Genomic DNA, 12,008 nt, shown 5'->3' with positions numbered 1-12,008 from the left:
AGCAACTCCATCAGTTCGTGAGGGAAGTGTTCGATCAGGACCGGCCGGTTGTCTACTGTCAGAAATGACAGGTCGTGATCATTTCTGACCGGCGGTTATCCAGCCATTGAGCTATTGGATGGCTCAGGCCCGCTGGGCCTGCAGGAATATCGAGAACAGCTCCGACTGGGATTTGATCCCCAATTTGCTGTACATGTGCTTCTTGTGGACCTTGACGGTCTCGATGGAAATTTCCAGCTTGCGGGCGATTTCCTTGCTTGAACAACCGCTGAGCATCAACCGCCCGACATCCAGTTCACGGGCAGTCAGTTGCGCGCCCTTGAGCTGTTGCACCGAGGCTTCCAGTTGTGTGCGCCAGTCGACTTGCCCGGCGGTGTTCGGTTGGGTCACGGCTTCGTGGGTTTCATAGGGCAGGCGTTGGCGCAGCAGCGCCAGGACCCAGGGCTGGATCAAGGAGAGCAGGGCGATCTGCTCGGCGCTGAAAGGCGTGGTGGAACCCAGCGACAGGCACAAGGTACGGTCGCCGTCGAGCTGGCAGTTGAACTGGATTTCATCGGCCACCACATTCAGGCGGAAGTAGCGCTGGTAGTACTCGGTCAGTTCGAAATGCTCCGGCGCGACCTCCGGCAGGCGGTACAGGCCGGTGCGTTGCTGTTCGCGGCTGGCGATGTAGAAGGGATCGAGCAGGTACAGGCCGCGCAGGTAATCCTGGAACAACTGATCCGGGCCGCCGTCCTCGCCCGGGCATTCGGCGAACACTTCCGGGTGCCGGCCGTTGCTGAACAGCAGCACCACCCAGCTGTCGAAGGTCACGTACTGGTCGAGCAGGCGCACCAGTTGCGTCCAGAAATTCGGCCTGTCGAGGGCCTCGATCATTTGCCCCATCGCACGGTGCCAGGCGATGTCGTCCAGGATCAGTGTCATTCATCTACCCCTATCAGGTTACCCCGGCCGCGTAATTCCCACGGCCCACCCCCGGTGCGCATACTGGACCCACACACAATGGCCGGGCACTCATTCTGCCAGCTCGGCGCCGTCATTGAGCCTGGCCGGCTATAGAAAACAAGGAAAAATCCATGAAGGTCGAATTTGCCCAGCTTGCGGGCCGGGACAACGATACCGCCTACAACCTCGGGCGCGCCCTGGCGGCCATCGCGGCCTGCGCCGCCGATACGCAGTTGATCGTGTTCCCGGAAACCCACCTGATGGGCTTTCCGTCCGCCGAGACCGTGGCCGCTGTCGCCGAGCCGCTGGATGGCCCGACCGTCCAGGCTGTGCAGCAGGCCGCTCGGGAACGCAACCTGGCGGTGGTGATTGGCGTCGCCGAAAACGACGCCGGGCAGTTCTATAACACCACCTTGCTGATCACCCCCGAAGGCATTGCCCTGCGCTATCGCAAGACCCATCTGTGGGCCTCGGATCGTGGCGTATTCACCGCTGGCGATCGCTACGTCACCACTGAGTGGAACGGCATCCGCGTCGGCCTGTTGATCTGCTACGACATCGAGTTCCCGGAAACCGCCCGGGCCCTGGCGCAACTGGGCGCCGAGTTGTTGATCGTCACCAACGGCAACATGGACCCCTACGGCCCGACCCACCGCACCGCGATCATGGCCCGTGCCCAGGAAAACCAGGCGTTCGCGCTGATGGTCAACCGGGTCGAGGAGGGCGACGGCGGCTTGTTGTTCGCCGGTGGCAGCGCGCTGGTGGATCCGTTTGGCAGCCTGCTGTTCGAAGCCGGACGTGAGGAAGGGCAATTCACGGTGCAACTGGACCTGAGCCAACTGGCGGCGGCACGGCGTGACTATCGCTATCTGGATGACCAGCGCCTGCGTTTGCCGGGCGAGGTCATCGAGCATGCCAACGGGGCGAGGGAGTTGCTGATTCCCAAGGATTGACTGACTCCGCCTGGAAATCCGGACTTCCAGGCGCATAGGACTGTAGGAGCAGAGCTTGCTCGCGAAGAGGCCCTTGAGACCGCTAAAAGCTTCGCGGGCAAGCCCTGCTCCTACAGGTTCCCGGTGTTCTCAGGGTTTTTTTTCAAAACAAGAATTTCGTAGTACCGCTCCAACCTTGCCGAACTCGGCTCTGCCATAAATCCAATAACATTCGGAGTAGTCGCCTCATGGCTCGTTTGCAACGCACCCTTTCACTGGGGTCGGTGGTGCTGTTCGGCATCGCCTATATGACGCCGATCATTGTCCTCGGCACTTTCGGCATTCTTGCCCAGTCCACGGCCGGCATGGTTCCGGCCGCTTATCTCGCCGCGCTGGTGGCGATGTTCTTCACCGCCATGAGCTACGGGCGCATGGCCGCCGCCTTTCCGGTGGCCGGCTCGGCCTACAGCTATGTGCGCAAGGCCATCAGCCCCAAGCTGGGCTTTATTGCCGGCTGGGCGGTGTTGCTCGATTACCTGTTCCTGCCCATGGCGATCTGGTTGATCGGCGCGGCGTACCTCAATTCGGCATTCCCCTCGGTGCCGCAAGCGGTCTGGGTGCTGGCCTTTATCGGCATCACCAGCGTGATCAATATTGTCGGCCTGCGCCTGGCCAACGGTATCAATGCCTTGCTGATGCTGGTGCAGTTCCTGGTGCTGGTGGCCTTTGTCGCCCTGGCGATCCACTACATCGGCGGTGACGCCAGCAAGCCGTTGTGGACGATGGCACCGTTTCTCAGCGGCGATATGCAGATGCCCCTGATCATGAGCGGCGCGGCGATTGCCTGCTATTCATTCCTGGGCTTCGATGCGGTGAGTACCCTGACCGAAGAAACCCGCGATCCGCGCCGGACCATTCCGCGGGCGATCATGCTGATCACCCTGATCGGCGGCCTGATCTTCGTTGGGGTGTCGTACTTCGTGCAGTTGGCTCATCCGTCGTTCGTGTTCGACAACGTCGATTCGGCTGCCTATGAAATCGCCCGCAATATCGGTGGCGATCTGTTTGTCACGATCTTCCTGATCGGCCTGATCGTCGGTCAGTTCGCTTCGGGTCTGTCGGCCCAGGCCAGCGGTTCGCGCCTGCTGTATGCAATGGGCCGCGACGGGGTGTTGCCGAAGTCGTTCTTCGGCACCTTGCATGAGCGTTTCGGTACGCCGGTCAACAGCATCCTGCTGTGTGCGGTGGTGGCCTTGCTGGCGCTGAAACTGGACGTGACCACCTCCACCTCGTTCATCAACTTCGGTGCGTTCCTGGCCTTCAGCCTGGTGAACCTGTCGGTGATTTTCCACTACTGGATCGGTGGCGAAAAACGTGGACCGCGTGAGCTGCTGCTGTTCCTGGTGTGCCCGCTGATCGGCCTGGTGGCGGATCTGTGGCTGATGATCAGCCTCGATCACCTGGCGATCTACCTGGGCCTGAGCTGGCTGGCGGCCGGCCTGGTGTACCTGGGCTTCCTGACCGGTGGTTTCCGCAAACAACCGCCGGAAATGGATTTCCAGGAAGCGGCCTGATGCCTTGAGGGCCTGGAGGTCACCATCGTCAACAAGTCAGCTCCCACAGGGGATGGTCAGGCAGCCTTGCTCTGGCGGATCGGCAATTCGATCCTGAACGTGGTGCCCACGCCCACCTCGCTGCGCACGGTGATCTGCCCGGCATGCTTCTGCACGATGCCATAGGACAGTGACAAGCCCAGGCCCGTGCCCTGGCCGATGGGTTTGGTGGTGAAGAACGGGTCGAAGATCTTCTGCACGGTCTCGGGCGCCATGCCCGAGCCGGTGTCGGCCACTTCCAGCCAGATCCTTTCGCCGAGGCTGCCGCCCCGCAGGGTGATGGTGCCGCGCTCCGGCCCCATGGCCTGGGCGGCGTTGACCACCAGGTTCATGATCACCTGGTTGATCTGCGACGCCAGGCACTCGATCTCCGGCAGTGCGGCGTAGTCCTTGACCACATCGGCCTTGTACTTGAGTTCGTTGGCGACAATGTTCAGGGTCGATTCGATGCCCTGTTGCAGATTGCTCCATTGCCACTCCTGGTTCGAATCGACCCGGGAGAAGTTCTTCAGGTCCTTGACGATCTGCCCGACCCGGCCGATGCCTTCCTTGGATTCCTTGATCAGCAACGGAATATCCTCTTCGAGGAAATCCAGCTCGACCCGTTCGCGCAGGTCCTTCAAGCGTGCCCGCAACTCGGGGGCGGCGACCCCTTCCTCGGCGTTCTGATAGGCCTGGAGCATTTCCAGCAGCTTGCCGAAATAGCCCTCCAGGGTCCCCAGGTTCGAGGAAATGAAGCCGATGGGATTGTTGATTTCGTGGGCGACGCCGGCGGCCAGTTGGCCGAGGGAGGCGAGCTTTTCCGATTGCACCAGTTGTCCTTCCAACTGCTTGCGTTCGTCGATCTCATGCTGCAAGGCCAGGCTGGTCTGCTTGAGCGCCAGGGTGCGTTGCTCGACCAACTCTTCCAGTCGGTGCATCTGCAGGTTGGCGCGCTCGGTCATTTCCCATTTATTGGTCAGGGTATTGGCCAATTGCTGGACTTCGATATTGTCGAAGGGCTTTTTCAGGATCACCAGCCGGTCGTGACCGTGCAGGCGTTCCAGCAGCTCGTCCCAGGAATAGTCGGTGTAGGCAGTGCAGACCACCACTTGCAGGTTGGGGTCGACCTGCCACAGGTGTTCGATGGTTTCGGCACCGTCCCAGCCCTGGGGCATGCGCATGTCGACGAAGGCCAGGGCGTAGGGCTTTCCACAAGCCACCGACTGCTCGACCTTCTGCAGGCCTTCCTGGCCCTGATAGGCCGAGTCGAGTTCGAACGGCAGGACGCTGCTGGTCTTGACCTCCTGGCCGAACAGCGCGGCTTCCATCAGGTCCAGGTCCGGCGACTCGTCGACCAGGGGGGTGAGAATCTTGCGAAAGTCCTCGTGGATCGACGGGGTGTCGTCGACCAGCAGGATACGGCGGTTGCGGAGTGTGTTCATACAGCCCCCACGGCGGTTTTCAAGGGCAATTCGAGGGTAAAGACGGCGCCTTTTCCGGGGCCGTCGCTGTGGGCGGTCAGGTGCCCTTTCATTTCGATCGCGGCCAGGGCGCAGCTGTGCAGGCCGAAGCCATGGCCGTCCTTGCGGGTGGTGAAGCCATGGGCAAAGATCCGCGTCATGTTTTCCGGCAGGATACCTTCGCCGGCGTCCTTGACGCTGATGCGCAAGGTGTTGTCCTCGATCGCCCGGACTTGCAGGGTGATTTCCCGCGGACGGTCGGCGAGGTTGGCCATGGCCTGCTTGGCGTTGCTGATCAGGTTGATCAGGATCAGCAGCAAGCGGTGCTTGTCGGCCATCACCCGGGGCACGTCCTCGTATTCTCGGATCACCGTGACGTTATGCCGGCTCAGGGCTCCGGAGTTCATGCGCAGCGCGTCCTCGAGCAGATCGCGGATATGCAGCGGCTCCTCCATGGTCGAGACACCGGCATAGGATTGCTGGGTCGAGACGATGTCCTTGATATGGTCGACGCTCTTGCTCAACTGGGTCAGTTCGTCGCCCATGCTCTGTTGTTCCGCGGCAATGACCTCGACCAGTTGGTTGAGATACCCGGGCAACAGCTTGCCACGTTCGTCGCTGGTAATGAACTCGCCGAGATCGTGCTTGTGCTCGTTGATCATCGTCACCGCCTTGGCCAGGCCCTGGGCCTTGCTGCTGCGCAACTTGCGTGCCACCAGGTCGGCGGAGATGTTCACGCTGTTGAGCACGTTGCCGACGTTGTGCAGCACGTTGGTGGCGATCTCGGCCATGCCGGCCAGGCGCGCGCTTTCCATCAGTTCGCTCTGGGCCTCGCGCAGGCTTTGGGTACGTCGCTCGACGCGTTGCTCAAGATCGGTGTTGGCGACTTGCAGGGCGCGGTTGACCCGGTTGATTTCGGCATAACTGCGGATCAGGCGGCTGGCGAGGTACAGCAGCAGGACGAGCAGCAGGGCCGAGAAAATCAACAGGTACAAATGATGGCGCTGGTTGATCTGATCGGCCTTTTGCTGCTCCTGGTTCAGTTGGTCGGTGATGGCGTCCAGGCTTTCGGAGACCGGCACGGCGTCGATCTCTTCGATCAGTGTGTTGACCTTGGGTTGTTCGCGCAGGATCAGGTTGACGTGGTTGAGCAGGATTTGCACCGGCTCATTGAACGAGGGCGGCAGGCGTTGTGTGTCGATCATCACTTGATTGAGCCCCAGTTCGATACTGTGGGCGCGTTCGTCGGTGGTGGTCTGGGCGAACTCCAGGGCGCTGAGCAGCAGGTCGTAGATGTCGTTGGACATGTCCTGGAGCATCAGTTTGTCCTGGTCCTGCAGTTCGCTGAGCTGGTGCTGGATATCGTCTTCGGCGGTCGGCAGGAAGGCCAGGGAGTTGCGCAGTATCGCGTTGCGGGATTTGAACTGTTCGACCAGTCGGGCTTTTTCGTCGAGCGCCTGGGCCAGGGTGTCCCGGCGGTCCTTCCAGGCTTCGGCGGCTTTATGTTCCTGGCCGGGATCGATGGGCGTGAATGTTTGCAGGAGTTGGCGCATTTCCTGCGGGGGCTTGACCAGCGGATCGTAATTACGCGCCACCGCGATCCGGGCCTTGAGGATCTCGGCGTCCCATTGTGCATCCAGCTGTTTGACCCGGCTGATCAGGTCACGGCAACGGGCATAGTCCAGGGTCGCGTCGGTGTCGGCCATGATGTATAGAAGCCCCAGCATCGCCACGAGCAGAAGGGCCAGGCGCGGCAGGAGGACCCGGTTCAGGAAGCCGCTGGTCTGCGTCATAGCGGTTTACCTCCCAGTTCGCCGGTCAGGGTCTTGAGAAACAGCACGATCAGGCGGATGTCCTCGGTGGACGGGACACGTCCCAGTTGGTAAGTGAACATGATATGGACGGCGTCTTCCAGGGTCTTGGCCGAGGCATCGTGAAAATACGGCGCGGTCAGTGCGACGTTGCGCAGGCTGGGGACCTTGAACACGTTGCGGTCGTCTTCTTCCCCGGTTGCCAGGAAGCGCCCCAGGTCGGCCTCGGTAGGGTTGCCCCGGGCCTTGAAGTAGTCGCCCATCACGCCGAACTTCTGGAACATGTTGCCGCCGATATTGACCCCCTGGTGGCAGGCGATGCAGCCGTAGTCCTTGAAACGCTGATAACCGTATTTCTCGTCGAGGGTCAGGATGTCGGTATTGCCCTTGAGGTACTGGTCGAAGCGCGAGTTGGGGGTCAGCAGGCTGCGCTCGTAGCTGGCCAGGGCATTCTGCACGTTGGTGATGGTCACGCCATCCTTATACGCCTCGCTGAAGGCCTCCTTGTAACTCTGGGTCTGGTTGAGGGTCTCGACCACATGGGGCCAGGTATTGCCCATTTCTATCGGGCTTTTCACCACCTCTTCGATCTGCGCCTCCAGGGTTTCGGAGCGACCGTTCCAGAACTGTTTGAAGTTCAGCGCGGCGTTGAGCACGGTCGGGGTGTTGATGCCCAGGCTGCCGCCCTGGAAACCGATGGAAAAGGGTTTGTCGTCCGCCCCGCCTTGCTCCAGGTGATGGCAAGTGGCGCAGGACGTGGTGTTATTGATCGACAGTTGCTTTTCATTGAACAACTGGCGCCCCAGCTCGACTTTGCGCGGATCCTGCACCGGGATATCCGGCAATGGCTTGAGCGGCTCGTCCAGCGGCGCGGCGACCAGGGGTGTGCAGAGCAACATCCCGCAGCAGGCGAGCGATCTCGCCAGCAACGACAGCGGTGCGCGAGGCATCATGAGCATGTCCTTGGCAAAAGAGGCGGATTCCGGGGTCAGGTCTGTGCCGGTCGTTCGAAGCGCTTGTCCTGCAACAGGCTCAGGAAAGTCTCGGCTTCGACCGCCTTGCTGAAGTAGTAACCCTGGCCTTCCTCGCAGTCATGGGCCTTGAGGAAGGACAACTGGTCCTGGGTTTCCACGCCTTCGGCGATGACGTTCAGGTGCAGGCTCTTGCCCAGGCTGATGATCGCGCTCACCAGCGCGGCGTCGTTGCTGTCGCCATTGAGGTCTCGGACGAACGACTGGTCGATCTTCAGTACATCGATGGGGAAACGTTGCAGGTAGCTGAGGCTCGAATAGCCGGTGCCGAAATCGTCGATGGCCAGGCGGATACCCAGGGTCTTGATGGCTTTCAGGGTTGCAATGGTGTGGTCGACATTCTGCATCAACACGCTTTCGGTGATTTCCAGCTCCAGCCGGGTCGGCTCCATGCCGGTTTCTTCCAGTATCTGGCGGATGCTGTCGAGGAAATCGCGCTGGCGGAAGTCCATTGCCGAGATATTGAGCGACAGGATCAGCGGTTCGCTGATCTGATCCTGCCAGGCCCGACCTTGCAGGCAGACCTGGCGCAACACCCAACTGCTCAATGGGACGATCAGGCCACTGTCTTCGGCCACCGGGATGAAATCCGCGGGGTGGAGCAGGCCGCGTTCGGGATGCTGCCAGCGGATCAGCGCCTCGGCACCGACCACCTTGGCGGTCTTTAGGTCCAGCTTGGGTTGGTAGTGCAGCACGAACTCGTTACGCTCCAGGGCCAGGCGAATACCGGACTCGATGGATTGATGCTCGCGGGCCCGCAGGTTCAGGTCCTCGATGAAAAAGCCGAAGTTGTTGGCGCCCTGTTCCTTGACGTTGCGCATGGCGGCTTCGGCTTTCTTGACCAGTACCAGCGGGTCCTCGCCATCGTCGGGGTAGAGGCTGATACCCAGGCTCGCGGTCACGCGCAGGCCATGGCCGGCGACTTCATGGGGCGTATTGACTGCCGCGAGGGCTTTCTCGGCGGTGCCACGGGTCTGTTGCGGGTGGAGGAACTCGGGCAGCACCAGGACAAACTCATCGGAGCGGTAACGAAACACCGAGTCTGATCGGCGCAACGCCCCGACCAGGCAGTCGGCGACATGCTTGAGCATTTCATCACCCGCCGGATAGCCCAGGGCATTGTTGATGCGTTTGAAGCGATCCAGCCCGATAAACATCACCGCCACCTGTTCGCCGTGCCGTTTGGCCAGGGCGATGGCCTGGCCCAGGCGGTCGCCGAGCAGGGTGCTGTTGGGCAGTTCGGTGAGCACATCGAATTGCAGCAACCGGGAAACCTGCAGCAGTTCCTGGACCCGCTCCTCGACGGTTCGCTCCAGAGTGGCCATCTTCAAGGCCATGTCCCGCGCCAGTTGCCACTTCCAGGTCAGGGCACTGGCCATCTGACGAATTTCCAGGGCGTCGAAAGGCTTTTTCAGGATCAGCAGTTGGTCACCGAAGGCGACGCGTTCGTCCATGGACTCCCAGGAGTAATCCGAGTAGGCGGTGCACAGGGCGATTTGCAACTCCGGGTCGACGGCCCACAGTTGCTCGATGGTTTCCAGGCCATCCCAGCCCGGTGGCATGCGCATGTCGAGAAAGGCCATGGCATAGGGGTTCTCGGCGGCCAGGGCCAGCTTCACCAGCTCCAGCGCCTCCTGCCCCTGATAGGCGGAATCGATCTCGAAGCTTTGGCGCTGTGGGCGAGTGGTGCCGAACAGCAGGTGTTCGGTGGAGTCCAGGCTCAGTTCGTCCTCCTGCTCGGGCCCGAGGATCTTGCGAAAGTCCTGATGGATCGACGCGGTATCGTCGATGATCAGGATGCGCTTGTTGGCGGCACCGGCTGCGCGGTTCATAGGCGGATCTCCGGCATTGGGCGAGGAGCGATATGACCGGCGTGCAGCAGCTCGCTGGCACGTTGGCTATCGACGGCCTTGCTGAAGTAATAGCCCTGGGCCGTCATCGGTGAGCCAGCGGCCATCAATGAATGGCGTTGCTCCTGGGTTTCCACGCCTTCGGCGATGATGCCGATCCCCACTTCGCGGGCAAAGTTGATGATTGCCCGCAAGGTGGTAGCGCTTTCCACGTCCTGGCTCGCGTGGTTGATCAGCGACTGGGCCAGCTTCAGGTGGTTGACGCGGTAGGTCTTGAGGTAGTCGAAGGACGAGTAGTCGGTGCCGAAATCGTCGATGGCGATCTTTACGCCGAGTTCGCGCAGCTTGGGCAGTACGTCGTTCTTTGTCCATTTGGTGTGGGCCAGGGTCGCTTCGGTGACGTCGAACTGCAGGTCCGCGGGCGACAACCCCCATTTGCCGGTGGTCTCGAGCACGTCCCGAATCAGTTCGCCGCCACTTTTGAGCTGGGCCAGAGACAGGTTGATGGCAATCACCGGCGGAGCCATGCCGTCCCTGCGCCATTGGTGCATCTGCCGGCAAGCCTGTTCCAGTACCCAGCGCCCCAAGGCGACAATGGTGCCGGTCTTTTCCGCGGCGGGGATGAACTGGTCGGCGCCGAGTATGCCGCGCTCGGGGTGGTTCCAGCGCACCAGCGCCTCCATGCCGAGGATCTTGCCGCTGCCCAGGTCGACTTCCGGCAGGTAGTGCAGTTCCAGTTCGTTCTGTTCGATGGCCTTTTTCAGGTCCTGGGTGATGGCGACCCGGTCGATGACTTCCTGGTTGATCTCCTCGGAATGGAAATGGTACTGGTTGCGCCCGCTGTCCTTGGAGCGATACAGCGCCATGTCGGCCTGGACCAGCATGCTGTCGGCGCTTTCGCTGTCCTGGGCATAGGTGCTGATGCCGACGCTGGCCGAAATCCGCACTTCATTGCCTTCCAGTTGGTAAGGCTCCACCAGGGCCTTGAGGATCTTGCTCGCCAGGGCGCCGGATTGCGCCGGGTCGAGCATTTCCATCTGCAACACCGCGAACTCATCGCCACCCAGGCGCGCCACCACATCGTTTTCCCGGGTGCAGGCCAGGATGCGTCGAGAGACTTCCTGCAGCAGCAGGTCGCCCACCGGATGCCCGAGGGTGTCGTTGATGCGCTTGAAGTGATCCAGGTCCAGGTAGAACACCGCGAACGACGAGGCGCCACGCCGGGCGCCGGCAAAGCTCTGGTGCAGGCGCTCGATCAGGGTCGAGCGGTTGGCCAGCCCGGTGAGCCCGTCGGTGCGGGCGAGCAGGGCGATTTTCTCTTCGGCGAGCTTGTGTTCGGTGATGTCGATGATGATGCCTTCGACTTCCAGCAGGCGTCCTTCCGGGTCGCGGACCGGTACGTAGCGGTTTTCCACCCAGCGCAACTGACCGTCACCGGTACGCAGGCGAAACTCGATGGACGCCCCCTCGGCGTCCTTGTCGAGGACCTTGGCCATGGCCGCGTCGACCTTCTCCTGGTCGTCGCCGTGGATCAACTCCGCGGCCCAGTCGGCCGAGGCCAGCAGGCCTTCGGCCGAATGCCCGAACTTGGTGATGTTGTGGGAGATGTACATCAGCGGGAACGACGGCTCGCCGCGCAGGCGATAGAGCAGGGTCGGGCTGTTCTGCACGATGATGTTGGCGTCGGACAGCTCGCGGGTGCGTTCTTCGACGGCCTGTTCGAGCTGGTCCATTTTCAGCGCGGCGTCTTCGGTCATCTGCCATTTGACGGTCAGGGTGCTGGCCAGTTGGCGAATCTCGATGGCATCGAAAGGTTTCTTCAGGATCAGCAGGCGATCGCCCATGTCGACCCGCTCGTTCATCTCTTCCAGGGAATAATCGGAATAGGCGGTGCACAGCGCGACTTGCAACTTGGGGTCGACCTGCCAGAGCCGTTCGAGGGTTTGCAGGCCGTCCCAGCCCGGCGGCATGCGCATGTCGATAAAAGCCATGGCGTAAGGCTGCCCTTGCAGCAGGGCCTGCTCGACCTTGGCCAGGCCTTCCTGGCCCTGGAAGGCCGAATCGAGCTCGAAACACTCGACCTTGCGGGCGACGGCGTCGCCGAACAAGGCTTGCTCAGCCATTTGCAAATGGTCTTCGACTTCTTCCGGGCAGAGGGTCTTGCGAAAGTCTTCGTGGATCGACGGCGTGTCGTCGATGATCAGGATGCGGCGATTGGCGCCCCCCGCGGGGCTGCTCATCGCAAGGCTCCGGTCATACTGACCGCGGGATGTACCGACTTCATGCGGAGTTCCTTTCCTGATAACCACGCTGGCTGTGGCGCGCTGGATTGCTTGCAGCATAGATCGGCTTGAGCTGATTTGCTGATAAACATGATGCCAATT

General features: G+C 61.4%; 8 protein-coding genes. 2 read left to right on the top strand and 6 right to left on the bottom strand.

Translation table 11 applies throughout. From position 1 onward, the window contains the following. Window positions 1–123 precede the first annotated feature (123 nt). Window positions 124–924, bottom strand: coding sequence for a helix-turn-helix transcriptional regulator (locus HX830_RS23030; protein WP_152740927.1), 801 nt, complete (start codon window positions 922–924; stop codon window positions 124–126). A 152-nt stretch (window positions 925–1,076) separates the two neighbouring features. Here HX830_RS23030 and HX830_RS23025 point away from each other — a divergent pair, with 152 nt between their 5' ends. Together HX830_RS23025 and HX830_RS23020 are read left to right on the top strand one after the other, a co-directional pair. Next, complete coding sequence (locus HX830_RS23025; protein WP_177102794.1) at window positions 1,077–1,898, top strand: carbon-nitrogen hydrolase family protein; 822 nt, start codon at window positions 1,077–1,079, stop codon at window positions 1,896–1,898. Window positions 1,899–2,125: 227 nt separating this feature from the next. Then, the gene (locus HX830_RS23020; protein ID WP_152740925.1) at window positions 2,126–3,451 is read left to right on the top strand and encodes an APC family permease; all 1,326 of its coding nucleotides are present in this window, start codon (window positions 2,126–2,128) and stop codon (window positions 3,449–3,451) included. Between the two features lie 56 nt (window positions 3,452–3,507). Here the strand turns inward: HX830_RS23020 and HX830_RS23015 are convergent, their stop codons facing one another. The 5 genes from HX830_RS23015 to HX830_RS22995 all read right to left on the bottom strand — a co-directional run bounded on the left by HX830_RS23015 (window position 3,508) and on the right by HX830_RS22995 (window position 11,864). Next, window positions 3,508–4,914: an ATP-binding protein gene (locus HX830_RS23015; RefSeq protein WP_152740924.1), complete on the bottom strand. Its 1,407-nt coding sequence runs from the start codon at window positions 4,912–4,914 to the stop codon at window positions 3,508–3,510. Beyond that, entirely contained in the window at window positions 4,911–6,725 is a 1,815-nt protein-coding gene (locus HX830_RS23010; protein ID WP_152740923.1) for a DAHL domain-containing protein, read from the bottom strand. The genes HX830_RS23015 and HX830_RS23010 overlap by 4 nt, the downstream gene beginning before the upstream one ends. Then, on the bottom strand, window positions 6,722–7,642 hold the full coding sequence (locus tag HX830_RS23005) for a cytochrome-c peroxidase (protein ID WP_248746407.1): 921 nt from the start codon (window positions 7,640–7,642) through the stop codon (window positions 6,722–6,724). The genes HX830_RS23010 and HX830_RS23005 overlap by 4 nt, the downstream gene beginning before the upstream one ends. 89 nt (window positions 7,643–7,731) lie before the next feature. Further along, entirely contained in the window at window positions 7,732–9,606 is a 1,875-nt protein-coding gene (locus tag HX830_RS23000; protein WP_177102792.1) for a putative bifunctional diguanylate cyclase/phosphodiesterase, read from the bottom strand. Next, window positions 9,603–11,864 carry a GGDEF/EAL domain-containing response regulator gene (locus tag HX830_RS22995; RefSeq protein WP_177102789.1) on the bottom strand — a complete coding sequence of 754 codons (2,262 nt, stop codon included), beginning with the start codon at window positions 11,862–11,864 and terminating at the stop codon, window positions 9,603–9,605. The genes HX830_RS23000 and HX830_RS22995 overlap by 4 nt, the downstream gene beginning before the upstream one ends. Window positions 11,865–12,008 lie beyond the last annotated feature (144 nt).

It is taken from the genome of Pseudomonas gingeri, assembly GCF_013385425.1.
Taxonomy (GTDB): domain Bacteria; phylum Pseudomonadota; class Gammaproteobacteria; order Pseudomonadales; family Pseudomonadaceae; genus Aquipseudomonas; species Aquipseudomonas gingeri_D.
The sequence above is the reverse complement of the archived record's forward strand: the minus strand, read 5'-3'. Positions and strand labels throughout refer to the sequence as shown.